The sequence below is a fragment of the Rheinheimera sp. MM224 genome (genome assembly GCF_947090785.1).
GTDB lineage: Bacteria > Pseudomonadota > Gammaproteobacteria > Enterobacterales > Alteromonadaceae > Pararheinheimera.
Genome location: NZ_OX352320.1, coordinates 3,893,029 through 3,914,282, shown reverse-complemented (window position 1 = coordinate 3,914,282; position 21,254 = coordinate 3,893,029). Strand labels below are relative to the sequence as shown.

Below are 21,254 nucleotides of genomic sequence, written 5' to 3'. Positions count from 1 at the left end.
TAAAGGCTCCAGCTTAACCGAGCATGAAGCGCATTTGCAAAACAGGATCTATACGGTGAACCAAGACCCGGTTTCCTTTGAACTTGAACAGCGACCAAGTCCACATTGGAACTTAAGACCGCATAACATTGATATCAGCTTGTTGGTGATCCATTGCATCAGTTTGCCAGCGGGCCAGTTTGGCAACAGCTACATCGATGATTTATTTATGGGTGTTTTGGATACTGCTGCCGATAACAGTTTTGCGGATTTAGCTGGTGTTCGGGTATCGGCGCATTGTGTTATTTTCAGAAACGGTGTGGTTCGGCAGTATGTGCCTTTTCACTACAGAGCCTGGCATGCTGGTTTATCGGAATTTAACGGGCAGCCAAACTGTAACGATTTTTCGATAGGAATAGAATTAGAGGGTACTGAACATCTGCCTTATACAGATATGCAGTATCAAAGTCTGGTGCTGTTAACCAGACAACTGATGCAAGACTTTCCGGCTATCACGTTGGAACGTATTGTGGGACATCAGCAGATTGCGCCGGGTCGGAAAACCGATCCTGGTCCGTCGTTTGACTGGGACCGTTATCAATCTGCGTTAAAGGAGAATGGATAAATGACCTTGATCAGTATGCTTATCGCCTTAATTATTGAACGGCTGGCGGTACGCAGTGAGGCATGGCAGTTTTTGTTTTATGCCAAAAAGTACCTGTCTGTAAGCCAAAGCTCAGGTTTGTCCAAATTAGTCAGCGAAAGTAAAGGCCAGTATCTGTGGGTGCTGTTGCCGGGCATTGTATATGCTCTGGTTTTGTGGTTAATCGGCAGTAGTCTGGTGACTTTAGTGCTGAACACGCTGGTATTACTGGTATGTATTGGCTGCTGGCATTATCGTCAGTTGTACAAACAATATTTAAACGCCAGCGAAAGAGCGGATAACGAAGCGGCTTTTTTAACTATGCAGCAATTAAGTGCGGATGTGGGTTTAACAGATGCTGACTTAAGTTATGGCCAACGTCTGGTTTGGTTGAATTTCCGGTATTACGCCGCAGTCTTGTTCTGGTTTGCTATTTTAGGTGGGGCTGGTGCTATCACTTACGCTTTGCTGCGTCAGATGAATGAACCTGCCAGCTGGGATAAAGCAGTAAAACTGGCGGAAGAAGGTGATGAAAGCGCTGAATTTGTTGAAGTCGCACCTGATATTCCAGCAGTCTTCCAACAACTGATGTTCTGGGCTGACTGGGTGCCGGCACGTTTATTTGGCGTAGGTTTAGCTTTGGTTGGGCATTTCTCCCGAGCTTCTGCTGCGTTGTTAGGCTTTTTAGGCGACTTCTCAACGCCGGCAGATAAAGTAGTGACCACAGTAGCAAAAGCGGCTGAGCCTTTGCCTGATGATGCTTATAACTGCGCTGAAGAAACCGCTTGTATGGTGCAGTTAGCTAAACGTAATGTGCTATTTTTCCTCGCTTTAGTAGCAGTTCTGACACTCTCAGGCTGGCTGGGTTAAACTTAATTCGGGTCAGAGTAAAATTAAGCCAAGCCGTTTAATTTTACTCTGACCCGAATTTTATGAATGGTCAGACCAATTTTCTTGCCGTATTTTCCTCTCTTCATTTTTGAGCTTTTGCTCTAATTATTTACCCGCTTTGGTCGCATAATTCCGCAGTTTAATTTACAGTTTGAATCCTTTCTGCTAAGTTATGCCGCATTAAATTGAATTGGTAAGACCAATTTACAAGTGGTCAACTTGAAATAACCAAAACAATAACCAAAGACTTAACATCAAGGTGGCAATGTCCAGTCTGAGAATCAAACCTGCCAAATTGTCCGACCAAATAGTCCAGCAACTGGAACATATGCTGCTGGAAGGTACTTTTACGCCCGGACAAAAGTTACCGCCTGAACGTGAACTTGCGCTGCAATTTGATGTCTCCCGTCCATCCTTACGTGAAGCTATTCAGAAGCTCGAAGCCAAAGGTTTGGTGAATCGCCGTCAGGGTGGTGGCACTTATGTCTGTGAAAATCTGGCTGTGGGTTTAACCGATCCTTTATTTGCTCTGATTGGTCGTCACCCAGAATCGCAATTTGATTTACTGGAGTTTCGTCACGCTTTAGAAGGCATTTGTGCTTATTACGCTGCGCTGCGTGGCACGCAAGCGGATTACGAGCTGATTAAACAACGTTACGAAGAAATATGTGCTGCCCAGCAGCAACAGGATTTAGACGCTGAAGCGCGGTCGGTAGGCCAGTTTTATTCGGCGGTTGCAGAGGCATCGCATAATGTGGTGCTTTTGCATTTGGTGCGCGGTTTAACGCCGCTGGTAGAGCAAAACATCAAGTTAAACCTTGAAGTTTTGCGGGAAAAAGAAGGCATAGTGAGCCAGCTGAATTCGCACAGGCATCGCCTGATGCAAGCGGTGATCAATGGCGAGCCGGAGCAAGCCCGGCAAGCCAGCAACAGCCATTTAGCCTTTATCGAAGAGGCATTGCTGGAAGCTGACCGGGAGCGCTCACGCATTGAACGCTCGCTCAGACGTTCACAACAGAGCGAATGAGCGTAAGCATACTTTTTAACTGTTAATGTTCCGCTCTCTGGCGTGGAACTGATTAAGGAAACTTTGATATGTCTGAAGTCAATAAGATTGACATCGACGCGCTCGAAACCAAAGAATGGTTAGAGGCTCTTGAATCTGTAGTTCGCACCGAGGGTGTAGAGCGCGCTCAGTTCCTGTTAGAACAAGTGCTGGAACAGGCTCGTCTGGAAGGCGTGGATATGCCAACAGGCATCACCACCAATTACATCAATACCATTCCGCCACAGCAGGAACCTGCGTATCCGGGTGATGTAAATCTGGAAAAACGTATCCGTTCAGTGATCCGCTGGAACGCTATTATGATCGTTTTACGCGCTTCGAAAAAAGAGCTGGATTTAGGTGGCCACATGGCGTCTTACCAGTCTTCAGCTGCGTTTTACGAAACCTGTTTTAACCACTTCTTCCGTGCGCCGAATGAAAAAGACGGCGGCGATTTGGTGTATTACCAAGGCCATATTTCTCCGGGTATCTACGCCCGTGCTTTTGTCGAAGGCCGTTTAACAGCTGATCAGCTGGACAACTTCCGTCAGGAAGTCGGTGGTGAAGGTTTATCCTCTTACCCACACCCTAAATTAATGCCTGAGTTCTGGCAGTTCCCTACTGTTTCTATGGGCTTAGGTCCTATCACTTCTATCTATCAGGCCCGTTTCCTGAAGTATTTAGATGGTCGTGGTATGAAAGACACCAGCCAACAGCGTGTGTATGCCTTCTTAGGTGACGGCGAGATGGATGAGCCGGAAAGCCGTGGTTCTTTATCTTTTGCTGCCCGTGAAAAGCTGGATAACCTGTGTTTCCTGGTGAACTGTAACCTGCAACGTTTAGACGGTCCTGTGATGGGCAACGGTAAAATCATCCAGGAACTGGAAGGTTTATTCCGCGGCGCCGGCTGGAACGTGATTAAAGTGGTATGGGGCAGTGGCTGGGACAAGCTGCTGGCCAAAGACACCACAGGCAAATTACTGCAGCTGATGAACGAAACTGTAGATGGTGACTACCAGACCTATAAAGCCAAAGACGGTGCTTATGTACGTCAGCATTTCTTCGGACGTTACCCTGAAACTGCAGCTCTAGTGGCTGATATGACAGACGAAGAAATCTTCGCGTTAAAACGTGGTGGTCATGAGCCGTCCAAGTTATACGCAGCCTTTAAATCTGCTCAGGAAACCAAAGGTCGCCCAACTGTGATCCTGGCCAAAACCATCAAAGGTTATGGCATGGGTGAAGCGGCTGAAGGCAAAAACATTGCGCACCAGGTCAAGAAAATGGATATGACCCATGTGCTACAAATCCGTAAGCGCCTGAACCTGGAAGACTACATCAGCGAAGAAGATGTACAGGCTCTGTCTTATATTCAACTGCCTGAAGGTTCACCTGAACATCAGTACCTGCATTCCCGTCGTAATGCGTTAAATGGTTACACGCCAGTGCGTTTACCGAATTTCACTAAGGCGTTAACTCTGCCAGAGCTGAACGTATTTGAGCCTCTTTTGGAAGAGCAAAAACGTGAAATTTCGACCACTATGGCTTTTGTGCGGTCACTGAACGTATTGCTGAAAGATCCAAATATCGGTCAGCAAATTGTGCCTATTATTGCAGACGAAGCCCGTACTTTTGGTATGGAAGGTTTATTCCGCCAGATTGGTATTTATAACCCACGTGGCCAGACCTACACGCCGGAAGACCGCGCTGTGGTGTCTTATTACAAAGAAGAAACTTCAGGTCAGGTATTGCAGGAAGGTATCAACGAGCTGGGTGCGATGGCGTCATGGGTCGCCGCTGCTACTTCATACAGCACCAACGATCTGCCGATGATCCCATTCTATATCTACTACTCCATGTTTGGTTTCCAACGTGTCGGCGATATGGCCTGGTTAGCTGGTGATCAGCAAGCCCGTGGTTTCCTGTTAGGTGCAACTGCTGGCCGTACGACATTAAATGGTGAAGGCTTACAGCACGAAGATGGTCACAGCCATATTCTGGCGGGCACAGTGCCTAACTGTATTTCATACGATCCGACTTACTCTTATGAGCTGGCGGTGATCATCCAGGATGGTATCCGTCGTATGTACGGTGCTGAGCAGGAAAATATTTACTACTACATCACAGTGATGAACGAAAACTACCATCACCCTGCTATGCCAGCAGGTGCTGAGGAAGGTATTCGTCGTGGTATCTATAAACTGGAAAGCCATGTCGGTGAAAAAGCCAAGGTTCAACTGTTAGGTAGCGGCACTATCATGAATGAAGTGCGTAAAGCGGCTGAAATCTTAAGTGAAGATTATGGTGTAGGCTCAGACGTGTTCTCCGTGACTTCATTTAACGAGCTGGCTCGTGATGGCCAAGATTGTGAGCGTTACAACATGTTGCATCCTATGGCAGAAGAAAAAGTGCCATATATTGCCACAGTGTTAGGTTCAGCTCCTGCTATTGCAGCGACCGACTACATTAAAAACTATGCTGATCAGGTGCGTTCTTTTGTACCTGCGGTGTCTTATAAAGTTCTGGGTACAGATGGTTTTGGCCGTTCTGACAGCCGTGAAAATCTGCGTCGTCACTTCGAAGTGAACGCAGGTTACATAGTTCTGGCGTCGTTACGTGAATTGGCTAAACGCGGTGAAATCGACAAGCAGTTAGTGGCAGACGCCATTGCCCGTTTTGGTATCGACACCAACAAAACTAACCCACTGTACGCATAAGAGGATTTGTCATGACGATTGAAATTCATGTGCCGGACATAGGTGCGGATGAAGTTGAAGTCACCGAAGTACTGGTGAAGGTGGGCGACAAAGTTGCACTGGACCAGTCATTGTTATCGGTAGAAGGCGACAAGGCTTCAATGGAAGTACCAGCTGCACAAGCCGGTACTGTTAAAGAAATCAAAGTCAAAGCTGGCGATAAAGTGAAAACCGGCTCGTTGATTATGGTATTCGAAGCTGAAGGTGCTGCTGTTGCAGCGCCAGCCGCTGCGGCTCCTGCTCCAGTGGCTGCACCAGCTCCGGTTGCTGCTGCTCCGGCCACTCCTGCAGCTGCAGAGTTAAAAGAAGTTCAGGTGCCTGATATTGGTGGTGACGCCGTTGAAGTGACTGAAGTGATGGTGAAAGTCGGTGACACTGTTGCCGCTGATCAGTCTCTGTTGTCCGTGGAAGGTGATAAAGCTTCAATGGAAGTACCAGCGCCATTTGCTGGTACTGTCAAAGAAATCAAAGTCAAAGTAGGCGACAAAGTACAAACAGGCTCTTCAGTCTTTGTATTTGAAGTGGCTGGCAGTGCTCCATCAGCTGCAGCTGCTGCGGTAGCAGCTTCGGCTGCTGTTGCTGCGCCAGCTCCGGCAGCAACTCCAGCGCCTGCAGCATCAGCTCCGGCTGCAGCGGCATCTGCTTCAACAAGCGAATTTACCGAGAATCAGGCTTATGCTCATGCATCGCCAGTGGTCCGTCGTTTAGCCCGTGAGTTTGGTGTTGATTTAAGCAAGGTCACAGGCACAGCCCGTAAAGGCCGTGTGCAGCGCGAAGATGTGCAAAACTATGTGAAAAACATTATTGCGCAAGTGGCATCAGGCAAAGGCAACGTCACCAGCAGTAGCAACAGTGTGGGTTTCGATTTAATTCCTTGGCCAAAAGTGGATTTCAGCAAGTTTGGCGCTGTGGAAGAAAAACCACTGTCCCGTATTCAGAAGTTATCTGGTGCGAATTTACACCGTAACTGGGTACGTATTCCGCATGTGACTCAGTTTGATGAAGCTGATATCACTGGCCTGGAAGAATTCCGCAAAGAGCAAAACGCACTGGCTGATAAAAAGAAAATGGGCGTTAAATACACCCCGTTAGTCTTTATTATGAAAGCAGTGGCGAAAGCGATGGAAGAGTTCCCCACCTTTAACAGCTCGTTATCTGAAGATGGTTCCAGCCTGATCCTGAAGAAATATGTGCATTTAGGTATAGCGGTCGACACACCAAACGGTTTAGTGGTCCCTGTGGTACGTGATGTGAATAAAAAAGGCATTATCGAGTTATCCCGCGAACTGCAGGATATTTCATTAAAAGCCCGTGAAGGTAAACTGACTGCTGCCGATATGCAGGGTGGATGTTTTACCATCTCCAGCTTAGGCGGTATTGGTGGTACGGCCTTTACGCCTATCGTCAACGCGCCTGAAGTGGCTATTTTGGGGGTGTCAAAATCTGATATCAAACCTAAGTGGAATGGTAAAGAGTTTGAACCACGCCTGATGGTGCCTTTGTCTGTCTCTTATGACCACAGGGTGATTGATGGTGCTTTAGCTGCGCGTTTCACTGCGACTTTGGCATCGTATTTAGCGGATATCCGCCAAATCATTATGTAATAGATACAAGCCCGAAAGTTGTCCTGTGTTCTGAAAAGATACGGGACATCTTTCAGGTAGGGTGATAAAATTCCGTCACTTTATTTCCTGGCCGCCCGCTTTGACTGGCGGCTATCTTAGCAAAAGATAAAAAAGGTAAACCGATGAGCAACGAAATCAAAACTCAAGTTGTGGTGTTAGGCGCCGGCCCTGGTGGATATTCTGCAGCATTCCGCGCAGCTGACTTAGGTCTGGAAGTGACTTTAGTTGAAGCACGCAGCACACTTGGTGGTGTTTGTTTAAATGTTGGCTGTATCCCATCTAAAGCTTTATTACATGTAGCAAAAGTGATCGACGATGCCAAAGAAATGGCCTCTCACGGTGTTACTTTTGGTGCTCCACAAATTGATTTAGACAAAATCCGCGCCTGGAAAGACAAAGTTGTAGGTCAGTTGACCAACGGCTTATCTGGCATGTCTAAAATGCGTAAAGTTAAAGTAGTGACTGGTTACGGTAAATTCACTGGCCCAAATACGCTGGTTGTTGGTGATACTACTATTACTTTCGACAACGCTATTATTGCAGCTGGTTCTGAGCCTGTTGCTCTGCCATTTATTCCAAAAGATGACCCACGTGTGATCGACTCTACCGGTGCTCTGGAATTAAAAGACATTCCTGGCGAAATGCTGGTATTAGGTGGCGGTATCATTGGTTTAGAGATGGGTACTGTGTACCGTGCTTTAGGCTCTAAAGTGTCTGTAGTTGAATTTGCTGACCAGTTAATTCCTGCTGCTGATGCGGATCTGGTGAAGGTGTACACCAAGTTCAACAAAGACAACTTCAACATTATGCTGTCGACTAAAGTGACTGCTGTTGAAGCCAAAGCTGATGGTTTATATGTAACCTTCGAAGGCAAAAACGCACCAGCGACAGCTGTACGTTACGACAAAATTTTAGTTGCTGTTGGCCGTCGCCCAAATGGCGCACTGGTTGATGCAGCAAAAGCTGGTGTAACTGTAGATGAGCGTGGTTTTATCAACGTAGATAAACAACTGCGTACCAACGTACCGCACATCTATGCTATCGGTGATTTAGTAGGTCAGCCTATGTTAGCGCATAAAGCTGTACATGAAGGCCATGTGGCTGCTGAAGTAATTGCTGGCCAGAAGCATTTCTTCGACCCACGTTGCATTCCATCTGTTGCTTACACAGATCCGGAAATCGCATGGGTTGGTATCACTGAAAAAGAAGCTAAAGAAAAAGGCGTTGCTGTTGAAACTGCAACTTTCCCTTGGGCCGCTTCTGCCCGTGCTATCGCCTCAGGTCGCAGTGAAGGTTTCACTAAGTTAATTTTCGACAAAGAAACACACCGCATTTTAGGTGGCGCTATTGTCGGTATTAACGCTGGTGAAATGTTAGGTGAAATCTGCTTAGCTGTAGAAATGGGTGCAGACGCTGAAGACATAGCTCTGACCATCCATGCTCACCCAACCTTAAACGAATCTATTGGCTTAGCAGCTGAGGTTTACGAAGGTTCTATTACTGACCTGCCAAATCCAAAAGCGAAGAAAAAATAAGCTTAATTCTCTTAACGAGATGGCATGAAAAAAACCGGCAATTGCTTCGCATAGCCGGTTTTTTTATATTTTGTTACAACTTCCATTAACAAAAAAGCGCAGCCAAGAGTAGTATGGTGCAGTTAGTCAACCCTCTGAATTTTGGCAGGAACCCTTCGGATGAAAAAAATTACCTTAACAGCCTTAAGCGTTGCGATAGCGCTTGGTCTGGCAGCCTGTGGCAAAGCCCCAGAAACCACTACCACTGAAACCGCAAAACCAGCAGCAGAACAACAAGCTACAGCTGCTGTAGTCGCTTTGGTGTCTGGTGTTGATAAAGAAAACTTTGATTCAGCAGTACGTTTTCAGGATGACTTCTTTTTAGCTGTGAACGGCGGCTGGCTAAATAAAACTGAAATCCCTGCGGAAAAATCTTCGTACGGCTCTTTCCATGTACTGGCTGACAACTCTCAGCTGGCTGTTAAAGCCATTATTGATGAAGTCGCCAGCCGCACTGATTTAGCGCCTGGTTCAGATGGCCATAAGTTAGGTAGCTTCTACAACAGCTATATGAATGAAGCCAAACTGGAAGAGCTTGGTTTAACCGCCTTACAGCCTCAGTTGGAACTGATCCAGGGCTTAAAAGACAAAAAGCAACTGGCCAGCACTTTTGCCTCACTGCAACGTGATGGCGTGACTATTCCATTAGGTTGGTACGTTAACAACGATGCCAAAAAATCTACTGAATACGCTGTTTATGCGGATCAAAGCGGTTTAGGTTTACCAGACCGTGATTACTACACCAAAGATGATGAAGCTTCGAAAAAAATTCAGGCTGAATATCAGACTTACCTGCTGGATTTATTTACTTTAGCTAAGCATGCAGACCCTGCAGCTGCTGCTAAACGTGTGTATGCACTGGAAACTGAACTGGCGAAAAACCAGTGGACCCGTGTACAAAACCGCGACGCGGATAAAACCTACAACAAAGTATCCACTGCTGATTTAGCCAAAACTTTGGGTGAGTTAAGCTGGAGCGACTTTGCTGCAGGTTCTAAACTGAACAATGTGAATGAAATCATTATTGGCCAGCCAAGCTACTTTGAAGCGCTAGGTAAAATTGTTGCAGCTACAGATATACAAAGCTGGCAGGACTACCTGACTTTCCATACGGTAAATGCCTATGCAGACAAGCTGAATAAAGCCTTTGAAGATCGTCAGTTCCAGTTTTACTCCACCACTTTACGTGGCGTAAAAGAGCAAAAACCACGCTGGAAAAAAGCTGTGGATGCCAGTGACTCTGTGTTAGGTGAGTTAACAGGTAAGCTGTATGTGGAACGTCACTTCAAACCAGAAGCCAAAGCTCATATGGAAAAGCTGGTGGCGAACTTAATCAAAGCCTACGAGCAGTCGATTAAAGATCTGGAATGGATGTCAGAAGACACCAAAAAAGCTGCATTGGTTAAATTGGGTACTTTTACACCAAAAATTGGTTACCCAAACAAGTGGAAAGATTACTCCAGCCTGGAGATTAAAGCCGATGATTTAGTAGGTAACTTTGTGCGTTCAACCCATTGGGGTTACGACCAGATGTTGGCTAAATTAGGTAAGCCAATCGATAAAGACGAATGGTTTATGACACCACAAACGGTCAATGCATACTACAACCCGTCAAATAATGAAATTGTGTTCCCTGCTGCTATTTTACAACCTCCATTCTTTAATATGGCGGCTGAAGATGCGGTGAACTACGGCGGTATTGGTGCTGTAATTGGCCACGAAATTGGCCATGGTTTTGACGACCAGGGTGCCAAGTATGATGGCGAAGGCAACTTACGCAACTGGTGGACAGAGCAGGACGAAACCAAGTTCCAGGCTTTGGGTAAAGCCTTAAGCGCACAGTACAGCAAATATGAGCCGGTACCAGGCCATTTCGTCAACGGCGATTTGACCTTAGGTGAAAATATCGGTGACTTAGGTGGTTTAACTGTAGCTCTGAAAGCCTACCATATCTCACTGGAAGGCAAAGAAGCGCCTGTGATGGATGGTTTTACCGGTGATCAGCGTGTGTTATTAAGCTGGGCTCAGGTATGGCGTTCTAAATACCGCGATGAAGTGATGAAAGAGCAATTAGCGACTGACCCACATTCACCACCACATTACCGCGTCAACGGTATTGTTTCCAGCCTGCCAGTGTTCTACACAGCTTTTGATGTGAAAGAAGGCGACAAGCTGTATATAGCGCCGGAAAACCGCGTGAAGATTTGGTAATTCGTTTTTATTACTGACAAATGGCCGCTTAACGCGGCCATTTGATTATCTGCACGACCAGTTTTAGTATTATTCTTGAGAATGATTCTCAACTAGGGATGGTATTCACGAAAGTTATAGCGACTATAAGCTTGCTTGCTTATACTCAGGTGTCAATTCAGGCCGTTTTTTCTTATAATCCAGCCTGTTCGAGATTCCTGTCTATCGCTGCGGTACTGATACAGTACTCTGTGGCGACCTAACCAGAGGACATTACTGTGCTTCAACAATACCGTGAACATGTGGCTGAACGTGCTGCTCAAGGCATTCCTCCATTGCCACTTAACGCGCAACAAGTGGCGTCGTTAACTGAATTACTGAAAAACCCACCAGCAGGTGAAGGTGCATTCTTAGTTGATTTGTTAGAGAACCGTATTCCACCAGGCGTGGACGAAGCTGCTTATGTTAAAGCCGGCTTTTTAACTGCTGTCGCCAAAGGCGAAGTGACAAGCTCGTTAGTCACCCCAGAGCGTGCAACTGAATTATTAGGCACCATGTTTGGTGGCTACAATATCCAGCCAATGATCGATTTGCTGGATAACCCAAAATTAGCGGCTTTAGCAGCTAAAGGTTTATCTCACACTTTACTGATGTTTGATTCTTTCCATGACGTGAAAGAAAAAGCAGACGCAGGTAATGTGCACGCCAAAGCTGTATTACAAAGCTGGGCTGACGCCGAATGGTATACCAGCAAGCCTGCTATCCCTGAAAAAATCACTGTGACTGTATTTAAAGTGACAGGTGAGACGAACACTGACGATTTATCACCAGCTCCGGACGCATGGTCACGCCCTGATATTCCTCTGCACGCTTTAGCTATGCTGAAAAACGTGCGTGATGGTATCGAGCCTGATGCACCTGGTTCAAAAGGCCCGGTTAAGCAAATCGAAGCCTTAATCGCCAAAGGTTTCCCACTGGCTTATGTCGGTGATGTGGTCGGTACAGGTTCAAGCCGTAAATCAGCCACTAACTCAGTGCTGTGGTTTATGGGTGACGACATTCCATTCGTACCAAACAAGCGCACTGGTGGTGTTTGTTTAGGTAGCAAAATTGCACCTATTTTCTTCAACACAATGGAAGATTCAGGTTCATTACCTATCGAATTAGATGTGTCGAACATGAACATGGGTGATGTGATCGACATTTTCCCACATCAGGGAGTGGTCAAACGCCATGGCACTGATGAAGTGGTTTCTACTTTTGAACTGCGCTCGAACGTGTTGCTTGATGAAGTGCGTGCCGGTGGCCGTATTCCTCTGATCATCGGTCGTGGTTTAACAGACAAAGCCCGTGAAGCTTTAGGTTTACCGCACTCTACAGTGTTTGAACGTCCTGCTGTGACTGTGGTAACCAACAAAGGTTTCACTTTAGCGCAGAAGTTGGTTGGTAAAGCATGTGGCGTAAAAGGTATTCGTCCTGGCCAATACTGTGAACCAAAAATGACCACAGTAGGTTCGCAAGACACTACAGGCCCTATGACTCGTGATGAGTTAAAAGACTTAGCCTGTTTAGGTTTCTCTGCTGATTTAGTGATGCAGTCGTTCTGTCACACTGCTGCTTATCCTAAGCCGGTTGACGTGAACACGCACCACACATTGCCTGATTTTATTATGAACCGTGGTGGTATCTCTTTACGTCCAGGCGATGGTGTTATCCACAGCTGGTTAAACCGTATGTTGTTACCAGACACTGTAGGTACTGGTGGTGACTCTCACACCCGTTTCCCTATTGGTATTTCTTTCCCGGCAGGTTCTGGTTTAGTAGCTTTTGCTGCTGCTACTGGTGTGATGCCACTGGATATGCCTGAGTCTGTGCTGGTACGTTTTAAAGGCGAAATGCAGCCTGGTATCACTTTACGTGATTTAGTGCATGCAATTCCTTACTACGGTATCAAGCAGGGTTTGCTGACGGTTGAGAAGAAAGGCAAGGTCAATATTTTCTCTGGTCGTGTGTTAGAGATTGAAGGTCTGGAACATTTAACGGCTGAACAAGCCTTTGAATTGTCTGACGCATCAGCTGAGCGTTCAGCTGCTGGTTGTACTATCACTTTGTCTGAAGCTTCAGTTGCAGAGTACTTAGAATCCAACATCGTGATGTTAAAGTGGATGCTGAGCGAAGGCTACGGCGATGTACGTACTATTGAACGTCGTGTTCAGGCCATGCAAGCCTGGTTAGCTGATCCAAAACTTGAACGTGCTGATGCTGACGCTGAATATGCTGCCATCATCGAAATCGATCTGGCTGATATTAAAGAGCCAATTCTGTGTGCACCAAATGACCCGGATGATGCCCGTTTATTGTCACAAGTTGCAGGAGACAACATTGATGAAGTCTTTATCGGTTCTTGTATGACTAACATCGGCCACTTCCGTGCTGCCGGTAAATTGTTAGACAAGTTCAAAGGCCAGATCCCAACCCGTCTGTGGATTGCTCCACCAACTAAGATGGATAAAGATCAGCTGACCGAAGAAGGTTATTACGGTATTTTCGGCCGTGTTGGCGCCCGTATTGAGATCCCAGGTTGCTCATTGTGTATGGGTAACCAGGCTCGTGTAGGCGACAATACCACTGTAGTCTCTACTTCTACCCGTAACTTCCCGAACCGTTTAGGTCAGGGCGCTAACGTTTATCTGGCTTCTGCTGAATTAGCTGCTGTGTCTGCTATTATCGGCCGTCTGCCAACAGTGCCGGAGTATCTGGAGTATGCCAAACAGATCGAAACGACGGCTGCGGACACCTACCGCTACCTGAATTTCCATCAGATGAGCCAGTACACCAGCAAAGCGGCCAATGTGATTATTCAGCAAGCTGTATAATTGACTTAACGTGATGCAATAAGGCCCGCTTAGCGGGCCTTTTTATTAGCCACTATTCTTGGGGCAGGTGAGTGATGGAATTCGATTTTACCTACAACACTGATGCGAAGCGCTACAGCCTGAAGTTAAGTTCTGAGCAGCTGGCTTTGCAGTGTTTTTTATTGGATGAATTTGAGCGGCGGGCGAGTGCTTATCAGCAGCTGCTGGAACAGCTACAGCAGCTGAATGCACAGAGTCAGTATCAATGGGATGGTAAAGAGTATCGCCTGACGGTACAGGCTTCTGAAGTGGTGATTTGTCATTACGCATTGTTGCAGGAAGGAAGTCCTCACATGGAGTTGGATCCAGAGCAGGATTTGGAGTTGGACCAAAGCCAGCTTTATGCCGAATGTGGCCTGGAAGATCTGCTGCATTTAGTGCAGCAATGGCAACAATTTTTACCCGCCTGATTTAGTTTTTTTACCCATCAGCTGCACTCTGGCAGTGAATAAATGCACCTTATTGGTGCGTTTTTTTTGAACATTTAAAAATTAATTTTGTAACTTATTGAAAAATAACAATTATAAATCTTGGCACAAGGTTTTCTTGTCTTATTGGCAAATGCAACAAGACACCATAAGGATAATAACCATGAAACTCGTATGTGCCATCATCAAGCCATTCAAGCTTGACGATGTCCGTGAAGCGATTGCGGACATCGGTATTGAAGGTCTTACTGTGACAGAAGTGAAAGGCTTCGGTCGTCAGAAAGGTCATACAGAACTTTACCGGGGAGCGGAATACCAGGTCGATTTTTTACCTAAAGTAAAATTGGAGATCGCGGTATTGGATGAAAACGTCGAGCGTTTATTGGAAGTGATCCAAAAAGCTGCACACACAGGCCGCATCGGTGACGGAAAAATCTTCGTTTATGATCTGGAACAAGTAGTGCGTATCCGCACAGGTGAAATGGACTCAGAAGCCATCTAAGGGGTAAATCATGCAGGAACAAATTTATCATTTACAGTTTGCGATGGACACCTTTTACTTTTTGGTGTGTGGCGCTTTAGTGATGTGGATGGCAGCTGGCTTTTCAATGCTCGAAGCTGGCTTGGTACGTGCGAAAAATACCACAGAAATACTGACAAAAAATATCGTCCTTTATTCAGTGGCTTGTGTGATGTATCTGGTCTGTGGTTACCAGCTGATGTACAGCGGTGGTTTCTTCTTAACCGGTATTGGTGAAGTTGATGTGGCTCAGACTTTAACCAGCTTCGCTGAGCGTGAAAATGGTTTTGAAGGCAAAGCTATTTACTCTAAGTCTTCAGACTTTTTCTTCCAGGTGGTGTTTGTTGCAACCGCTATGTCTATCGTCTCTGGTGCTGTGGCTGAGCGTATGAAGTTATGGGCTTTCCTGACCTTTGCTGTAGTAATGACTGGTGTGATTTACCCAATGGAAGGTTCATGGACCTGGGGTGGTCAGTCTGTATTTGGTTTATACAGCTTGGGTGACTTAGGTTTCTCTGACTTCGCAGGTTCAGGCATAGTGCATTTAGCTGGTGCTGCTGCTGCTTTAGCTGGTGTTATCCTGTTAGGTGCCCGCAAAGGCAAATACGGTAAAGACGGCAAAGCTCACGCATTCCCTGGTTCCAATATGCCACTGGCGGCTTTAGGTACTTTAATTCTGTGGTTAGGCTGGTTTGGCTTTAACGGTGGCTCAGTATTGAAATTAGGTGATATTGCTAACGCTAATGCTGTCGCTGTGGTGTTCTTAAATACCAATGCTGCCGCTGCTGCAGGAACTATTGCTGCTATTAGCCTGTCTATGCTGTTGTTCAAAAAGGCTGATTTAACCATGGCGTTAAACGGTGCTTTAGCTGGTCTGGTTGCTATTACCGCAGAACCTTCAACACCAACACCTTTAGAAGCTTCTATCTTTGGTGCTATCGCCGGTGTGTTAGTGGTGGGTTCTATCCTTGCCTTAGACAAGTTAAAAATTGATGACCCTGTAGGTGCGATTTCTGTGCACGGTACTGTAGGTTTATTTGGATTATTGATTGTTCCTCTGACCAAAGAGTCGGCCACTTTAGTGGGTCAGCTGGCTGGTGCTGCTACTATTTTCGTCTGGGTTTTTGTGGCGAGTTTAATAGTGTGGTTTGCTTTGAAAATGACAGTGGGTATCCGTGTCACAGAGCAGGAAGAATATGAAGGTGTTGATCGTTCAGAGTGTGGCGTAGAAGCCTATCCTGAATTTGTATCGACAGTAAAGTAGGCAGCCTGGGGAGAGCCGGTGGGGCTTCTCAGGAGCTGGTTGCCAAGCCAGCAGCTACGCAAGTAGCAGTTGGTCTTGGCAACTAAACCCGTACCACCAAATTCGTCTATCCTTGTCCTTTGTCTTTATCAGACAACCCCGGCGGCGCGAGCTTCCGGGGTTTTTTCTTGTGGTCTTAGCCACGGACCTGTGCGCTGTTTTAGTGCAGTCGCCAAATCATTTTGCAAAGAACGCCTGTAATCTAACAGCTGTTTTCAAACAGGAAAAGAGCCCTGATGAAAAAAACAACATTATTGTTAGTGCGAAAACTCTAAACTGCATCAGCGTGGCGCAAAGGGTGCATTAATATGGTGCATTTTTGATACTGCTGACTGGAACTACGAGGAAGTAAAAATGAGTGGTCTAAAAACAAGACGGGCCGCGAACTTCGCGGCCCCTAAAACTTGGTGGCGTCCTTCCAACCACTATCCCTGATGGATCATCCCTGTGCTCGTCCTGAACATTCCAACTGCATTCTTGCAGCATCCCTCTCCCTCTAACCCTCATCCTGAGAGTACCTTCTGCCTCCGGCAGAGTCCTTGTCCTTTTATCTTCATCCTAAAGATGTATGCTCACTCCGGAGCCTGTCCTGTTCATCCTTGCGCTGCCCTGCACAATCCTTTGATATCCTTGCTTCCTGCTGCTACCTCTTGTAGCTTGTCCTGCCAAACATCTTGTTTAGCCGTCACATCCAGCGACGAAATAATTATCGTCTATTTTTCGGTGGAAAAGGACCTTGTTTGTTAAATACTTGTGGTGAAATATTATTGTAATTTGTGGTTTTTAAGTTGTAAATCATTTTAAATCAATGATTTATGTATTTGTTATTGAAGTGTTGCTTGCAGTAAAAGCTGCATTAGCTTACTGATTTGTGAGATATATCTCACAAAGATACAGGGCAATTGTCTGGCTGTTGCTGACTGGTGTGAAAACTACTGACCAAGACCAGCCAAATTGGTATGATCGCCCACCCCTAATTCTGATGAGATGGTTATGGCCCGGGAACAATCAGGCATCTGTGCCGAAGCAAACTTGCATTGTTGTTATGTAGCGCTGAATGCCTTAGATGGTCATGAGCACTATGTGCGCCTGCAGTTAGCTAAAGTACCTATGCTGACTGAACGCTTATCGGATCAGTTTTCTGAGGCGATGCTTAATGTTGTTGTGGCAGTAGGCCAAAACTACTGGCCGCATTTGTATCCGGAGTACCAACCAGAACCCTGGCCTGATTTTACGGATAATCCGGCAGATTTATCTGTTGTGTCACCCGATTTATTGATTCAGATCCGGGCAGACCGTTTTGATGTCATTCATATAGCTACCCAACAAATTTATCATTTGCTACAGCAACATGTGGATCTGTATGAACAATTACATGCATTTCGTTATCTGGATGGCCGTAATCTGACAGGCTTCCATGACAGCCCTGATAACCCTAAGGGTAAGCAGCGCCGCTCCTGTGCTTTGATTAGCAACGAGCCGAAAAGTCCAATGAGTGCCGGCAGTTATGTCTATATGCTGCGCTATCAATATGACTTACAACGTTGGCAACAACTGACGATGCCAGAGCAGGAAGCTGTGATGGGACGTAATAAGCTAGATGGACAGTTGCTACCCTCAGCACAGCGTCAGTCAAACTCTCATGCTGATAAAACTGCATTGGAGAATGAAGCTGGCCGTAAGCAAATTCTTTGGCAAAACATGCCCGTGGCAGATATTCGCTCACAAGGTATGATCTCTGTTGGTTTTTCAGCCAACGCAACAGATGTACCTTTATGGCTATCAACCCGTGTGGGTTATAACACCGAAGATGCAGATTTATTGCTGGATTATTGCCAAATTGAAGCGGGGGCTGCTTTTTTTGCCCCCTCTATTAATTTTCTGGAAGAGCAGTCTGGATCAGACCTTTTCAAATAACTCAGTGACCTTGTTTAAGGTGAAGTTAATATTTTTTACGCTGGTCGGGGCGATAAAAATGGTGTCATCACCCGCTATAGTGCCTAGTACGCCTTCAGCTTTACCTACAGAATCCAGTAAGCGCGCAATCAGCTGAGCTGCGCCAGGGCTGGTACGGATAATGATCATCACATCGTTGTGTTCAATATCCAGAACTAATTGACGCAACGGACTTTTGGTGGTGGGAACACCCAGTTCCGGGGGCAAACAATACACCATTTCCTGCTTGGCATTACGGGTACGCACTGCGCCGTATTTGCTTAACATGCGGGACACTTTAGACTGACTTATATTGTCAAATCCTTCCGCTTTCAGCGCATCAACAATATCGCTTTGGGAACCAAAACGCTCTTCTTTCAATAAGGATTTAAAGGCTTGGATCAAAGCTTCTTGTTTCGATTGTTTAGTCATCATTTTTGTTTAAACTTTTTGTTTTTTCGGTCGTATTCACCGAACTTGGACTAATACTGTGGTTCAGCAAGTAAATTACACCAAAATCGGATAAAATGCTTAGACTTTAGGCGTAAGTGATTTGTATTTTGTGCCACATTTCAGTATTGTTGGCGCGTTTCTTTTGAACCGTAAATTGGGAGAATAGCATGAAAGTTGCCGTATTAGGTGCTGCTGGTGGTATAGGTCAGGCGCTGTCTTTATTATTAAAGTTAAACTTACCAGCTGGTACTGATTTAGCTTTGTACGATTTAGCCCCAGTCACACCGGGTGTAGCTGTTGATTTAAGTCATATCCCTACAGCGGTAAAAATTACAGGTTTTGGTAAAGAAGACCTGGATAAAGCGCTGATTGGTGCTGATATCGTGATGATCCCTGCTGGTATGCCACGTAAGCCAGGTATGGATCGCTCTGATTTATTCAACATTAACGCTGGCGTAGTGAAAAACCTGGCTGAAGCCATTGTTGTGAACTGCCCTAAAGCTTTAGTGGGTGTGATCACTAACCCTGTGAATACCACTGTAGCTATCGCCGCTGAAGTGTTCAAAAAAGCAGGCACTTATGATCCTAAGCGTTTATTCGGCGTCACTACACTGGACGTGATCCGTGCTGAGACTTTTGTTGCTGAATTAAAAGGCAAAAACCCTGCTGAAATCCTGGTTCCAGTGATCGGTGGTCACAGCGGTACTACTATTCTGCCTCTGCTGTCTCAAGTCAAAGATGTCACTTTCACAGATGAAGAAGTGTCTTCATTAACTTATCGTATCCAGAATGCTGGAACTGAAGTAGTTGAAGCTAAAGCCGGTGGCGGATCTGCAACTCTGTCTATGGGTCAGGCTGCTGCACGTTTTTGTGTGTCTTTAGTGAAAGGTTTACAAGGCGAAAAAGTCACTGAATACGCTTATGTTGAAGGTCAGGGTGAACATGCCCGTTTCTTCGCTCAGCCTATCGTATTAGGTAAAAATGGTGTTGAAGCACTGTTACCTATCGGCGAGTTAAGTGCGTACGAGCAAAAAGCCATGAACGACATGTTAGGTACTTTAAAAGCTGACATCACCTTAGGCGAAGAGTTTGTTGCTAACGCAAACTAAGATTGTTCGAGTAATAAAAAAAGCCAGCGTAAGCTGGCTTCTGTTTTTTAGCTAAACGTATTTTTAGTGATTTCGCTGCACTGCGATATCGGCTAACGTCAGCAAAGCGTTTTTATAATCAGACTCTGGTAAGAAGGCGATAGCCTGACGGGCTTTTTCAGCTTCCTGATCGGCCATGGCTCTGGTGTAATCAAAGGCTTTGGTTTGTTCTAAAATCGCCATGATGCGGTCCAGATGCTGCATACCGTTGGCATGTTCAATCGCATCTTTGAGCAGTTGCTGGTCGTCACCGCTTGTATGACGCAGCGCATAAATAAGTGGCAGAGTTGGTTTACCTTCGGCTAAATCATCACCGATGTTTTTACCTAATTCATCAGCATCTGCCTGATAATCCAGTACATCATCAATCAGTTGGAACGCAGTGCCCAAGTGCATGCCATAGAGTTTCATCGCATTCACCACAGATTCAGGCTGATTTGCCAAAATAGCAGCAAGCTGGGTAGCAGCTTCAAATAATTTGGCTGTTTTGCAGTAAATCACCTGCATATAGTTTTGTTCTGATGTCTCCGGGTCGTTGACGTTCATCAACTGCAACACTTCGCCTTCAGCAATGATATTGGTGGCATCGGCCAGGATTTGCATGATCTGCATTTTATCCAGCGACACCATCAGCTGAAAAGCTCGTGTATAAAGGAAGTCACCTACTAAGACACTGGCTTGGTTGCCAAAGACCGCATTGGCTGTTTCCTTACCTCGGCGCAGCAGAGATTCATCGACGACATCATCGTGTAACAAAGTCGCGGTGTGAATAAATTCCACTATGGTGGCGAGAGTAATGTGTTGTTGGCCCTCATAACCCAGCGCACGGGCCGCTAATACAGCTAAAAGTGGGCGCAAACGTTTGCCGCCACTATTTACTATATAGATGCCAAGCTGATTAATCAGCGCTACCTCAGAACTAAGCTGAGAGAATATATGTTGGTTCACGGCCGTCATGTCATTAAGACTGAGCTGGCGGATCTCTTCGAGCGTCATCTGGTAAAACAACTGCTTAGGTATAGAATGTGGCTGATTCTACACCATTGCAGCCGATCAGCTAAAGTAAAACCCGATCCTTTTTGTTGCTCACTGATCTTTTTAATAATTGTGCTTGCGAGGGTAGGGGAAATTGCGTACAATTCGCGCCCTGTGATTATAATTAACACGCCCTTAAAAGTCGGCGTGCTTTGTACGGAGTTAACTATGTACGCGGTTTTCCAAAGTGGTGGTAAACAGCACCGTGTAACGGAAGGGCAAACCCTTCGTCTAGAAAAACTAGACTTAGAAACCGGCGCAACTATTGAATTTTCAGCTCTGATGATCGCTAACGGCGAAGACATCAAGATCGGTACTCCTTTAGTTGAAGGCAGTAAAGTAACAGCGGAAGTGGTCAACCATGGCCGTGGCGATAAAGTTAAAATCGTCAAATTCCGTCGTCGTAAGCACTACCGTAAACAAGCTGGTCACCGCCAGTGGTTTACTGAAGTGAAAATTACCGGCATCAGCGCGTAATCGAAGGAGTAACTACTCATGGCAAGTAAAAAAGGTGTAGGTAGCACTCGTAACGGTCGCGATTCAGAAGCGAAACGCTTAGGTGTGAAACGTTTTGGTGGTGAGTCAGTATTAGCTGGCAACATCATCGTTCGTCAACGTGGTACTAAGTTCCACGCTGGTAGTAATGTTGGTATCGGTAAAGACCACACATTATTCGCCTTAACTGACGGTAAAGTGCAATTCGAAACGAAAGGCGAGCACAATCGCAAGTTCGTAAGCATCGTTAGCGAATAACGACGCATTGATTCGAAAAGCCCCGCCTAGTGCGGGGCTTTTTTATTAAGAATCGATCGGA

17 protein-coding genes are annotated in these 21,254 nt (G+C 46.0%); 15 read left to right on the top strand and 2 right to left on the bottom strand.

Annotated elements, in window-relative coordinates; genetic code table 11:
* Nucleotides 1-55: 55 nt before the first annotated feature.
* The 12 genes from ampD to OM978_RS18330 all read left to right on the top strand — a co-directional run bounded on the left by ampD (nt 56) and on the right by OM978_RS18330 (nt 17,786).
* Nucleotides 56-604 (top strand): 1,6-anhydro-N-acetylmuramyl-L-alanine amidase AmpD, encoded by a 549-nt coding sequence (gene ampD / locus OM978_RS18385; protein WP_264343759.1) that lies wholly within the window; start codon nt 56-58, stop codon nt 602-604.
* Complete coding sequence (ampE, locus tag OM978_RS18380) at nt 605-1,492, top strand: beta-lactamase regulator AmpE (RefSeq protein WP_264343757.1); 888 nt, start codon at nt 605-607, stop codon at nt 1,490-1,492.
* A 286-nt stretch (nt 1,493-1,778) separates the two neighbouring features.
* Nucleotides 1,779-2,540, top strand: a complete 762-nt coding sequence (gene pdhR / locus OM978_RS18375; RefSeq protein WP_233078757.1) for a pyruvate dehydrogenase complex transcriptional repressor PdhR — start codon at nt 1,779-1,781, stop codon at nt 2,538-2,540.
* A gap of 68 nt (nt 2,541-2,608) precedes the next feature.
* Nucleotides 2,609-5,275, top strand: coding sequence for a pyruvate dehydrogenase (acetyl-transferring), homodimeric type (gene aceE, locus OM978_RS18370; RefSeq protein ID WP_264343752.1), 2,667 nt, complete (start codon nt 2,609-2,611; stop codon nt 5,273-5,275).
* Nucleotides 5,276-5,286: 11 nt separating this feature from the next.
* Nucleotides 5,287-6,918 carry a pyruvate dehydrogenase complex dihydrolipoyllysine-residue acetyltransferase gene (gene aceF, locus OM978_RS18365; RefSeq protein WP_264343751.1) on the top strand — a complete coding sequence of 544 codons (1,632 nt, stop codon included), beginning with the start codon at nt 5,287-5,289 and terminating at the stop codon, nt 6,916-6,918.
* A gap of 143 nt (nt 6,919-7,061) precedes the next feature.
* On the top strand, nt 7,062-8,474 hold the full coding sequence (gene lpdA, locus OM978_RS18360) for a dihydrolipoyl dehydrogenase (RefSeq protein ID WP_264343750.1): 1,413 nt from the start codon (nt 7,062-7,064) through the stop codon (nt 8,472-8,474).
* A 159-nt stretch (nt 8,475-8,633) separates the two neighbouring features.
* Nucleotides 8,634-10,724 carry a M13 family metallopeptidase gene (locus tag OM978_RS18355; RefSeq protein WP_264343749.1) on the top strand — a complete coding sequence of 697 codons (2,091 nt, stop codon included), beginning with the start codon at nt 8,634-8,636 and terminating at the stop codon, nt 10,722-10,724.
* A gap of 257 nt (nt 10,725-10,981) precedes the next feature.
* Nucleotides 10,982-13,579, top strand: a complete 2,598-nt coding sequence (gene acnB / locus OM978_RS18350; protein WP_264343748.1) for a bifunctional aconitate hydratase 2/2-methylisocitrate dehydratase — start codon at nt 10,982-10,984, stop codon at nt 13,577-13,579.
* Nucleotides 13,580-13,653: 74 nt separating this feature from the next.
* Nucleotides 13,654-14,028, top strand: a complete 375-nt coding sequence (locus tag OM978_RS18345; protein WP_264343747.1) for a YacL family protein — start codon at nt 13,654-13,656, stop codon at nt 14,026-14,028.
* Nucleotides 14,029-14,209: 181 nt separating this feature from the next.
* Complete coding sequence (glnK, locus tag OM978_RS18340; protein WP_008899672.1) at nt 14,210-14,548, top strand: P-II family nitrogen regulator; 339 nt, start codon at nt 14,210-14,212, stop codon at nt 14,546-14,548.
* Nucleotides 14,549-14,558: 10 nt separating this feature from the next.
* Nucleotides 14,559-15,830 (top strand): ammonium transporter, encoded by a 1,272-nt coding sequence (locus OM978_RS18335; RefSeq protein ID WP_264343746.1) that lies wholly within the window; start codon nt 14,559-14,561, stop codon nt 15,828-15,830.
* A 1,032-nt stretch (nt 15,831-16,862) separates the two neighbouring features.
* Nucleotides 16,863-17,786 (top strand): Dyp-type peroxidase, encoded by a 924-nt coding sequence (locus tag OM978_RS18330; protein ID WP_264343745.1) that lies wholly within the window; start codon nt 16,863-16,865, stop codon nt 17,784-17,786.
* Here the strand turns inward: OM978_RS18330 and argR are convergent.
* Entirely contained in the window at nt 17,769-18,239 is a 471-nt protein-coding gene (gene argR, locus OM978_RS18325) for a transcriptional regulator ArgR (RefSeq protein ID WP_008899669.1), read from the bottom strand. The genes OM978_RS18330 and argR overlap by 18 nt on opposite strands.
* A 185-nt stretch (nt 18,240-18,424) precedes the next feature.
* Between argR and mdh the strand changes: the two genes are divergently transcribed.
* Nucleotides 18,425-19,366, top strand: coding sequence for a malate dehydrogenase (gene mdh / locus OM978_RS18320; protein WP_264343744.1), 942 nt, complete (start codon nt 18,425-18,427; stop codon nt 19,364-19,366).
* A 63-nt stretch (nt 19,367-19,429) separates the two neighbouring features.
* On the opposite strand, the gene ispB is transcribed toward mdh, so the two are convergent.
* The gene (gene ispB, locus OM978_RS18315) at nt 19,430-20,401 is read right to left on the bottom strand and encodes an octaprenyl diphosphate synthase (RefSeq protein WP_264343743.1); all 972 of its coding nucleotides are present in this window, start codon (nt 20,399-20,401) and stop codon (nt 19,430-19,432) included.
* Nucleotides 20,402-20,608: 207 nt separating this feature from the next.
* Between ispB and rplU the strand changes: the two genes are divergently transcribed.
* Both rplU and rpmA read left to right on the top strand, forming a co-directional pair.
* Nucleotides 20,609-20,917: a 50S ribosomal protein L21 gene (rplU, locus tag OM978_RS18310; protein ID WP_008899666.1), complete on the top strand. Its 309-nt coding sequence runs from the start codon at nt 20,609-20,611 to the stop codon at nt 20,915-20,917.
* A gap of 18 nt (nt 20,918-20,935) precedes the next feature.
* On the top strand, nt 20,936-21,193 hold the full coding sequence (gene rpmA, locus OM978_RS18305) for a 50S ribosomal protein L27 (RefSeq protein WP_008899665.1): 258 nt from the start codon (nt 20,936-20,938) through the stop codon (nt 21,191-21,193).
* Nucleotides 21,194-21,254 lie beyond the last annotated feature (61 nt).

What these genes read in the sequence shown, in the direction of transcription:
- OM978_RS18335 (WP_264343746.1), top strand. Translation starts at nt 14,559, where the DNA reads ATGCAGGAACAAATTTATCATTTACAGTTTGCGATGGACACCTTTTAC.
- pdhR (WP_233078757.1), top strand. Translation starts at nt 1,779, where the DNA reads ATGTCCAGTCTGAGAATCAAACCTGCCAAATTGTCCGACCAAATAGTC.
- rpmA (WP_008899665.1), top strand. Translation starts at nt 20,936, where the DNA reads ATGGCAAGTAAAAAAGGTGTAGGTAGCACTCGTAACGGTCGCGATTCA.
- ampE (WP_264343757.1), top strand. Translation starts at nt 605, where the DNA reads ATGACCTTGATCAGTATGCTTATCGCCTTAATTATTGAACGGCTGGCG.
- ispB (WP_264343743.1), bottom strand. Translation starts at nt 20,401, where the DNA reads ATGACGCTCGAAGAGATCCGCCAGCTCAGTCTTAATGACATGACGGCC.
- OM978_RS18355 (WP_264343749.1), top strand. Translation starts at nt 8,634, where the DNA reads ATGAAAAAAATTACCTTAACAGCCTTAAGCGTTGCGATAGCGCTTGGT.
- glnK (WP_008899672.1), top strand. Translation starts at nt 14,210, where the DNA reads ATGAAACTCGTATGTGCCATCATCAAGCCATTCAAGCTTGACGATGTC.
- argR (WP_008899669.1), bottom strand. Translation starts at nt 18,239, where the DNA reads ATGATGACTAAACAATCGAAACAAGAAGCTTTGATCCAAGCCTTTAAA.
- OM978_RS18330 (WP_264343745.1), top strand. Translation starts at nt 16,863, where the DNA reads ATGGCCCGGGAACAATCAGGCATCTGTGCCGAAGCAAACTTGCATTGT.
- mdh (WP_264343744.1), top strand. Translation starts at nt 18,425, where the DNA reads ATGAAAGTTGCCGTATTAGGTGCTGCTGGTGGTATAGGTCAGGCGCTG.
- OM978_RS18345 (WP_264343747.1), top strand. Translation starts at nt 13,654, where the DNA reads ATGGAATTCGATTTTACCTACAACACTGATGCGAAGCGCTACAGCCTG.
- rplU (WP_008899666.1), top strand. Translation starts at nt 20,609, where the DNA reads ATGTACGCGGTTTTCCAAAGTGGTGGTAAACAGCACCGTGTAACGGAA.
- aceF (WP_264343751.1), top strand. Translation starts at nt 5,287, where the DNA reads ATGACGATTGAAATTCATGTGCCGGACATAGGTGCGGATGAAGTTGAA.
- lpdA (WP_264343750.1), top strand. Translation starts at nt 7,062, where the DNA reads ATGAGCAACGAAATCAAAACTCAAGTTGTGGTGTTAGGCGCCGGCCCT.
- aceE (WP_264343752.1), top strand. Translation starts at nt 2,609, where the DNA reads ATGTCTGAAGTCAATAAGATTGACATCGACGCGCTCGAAACCAAAGAA.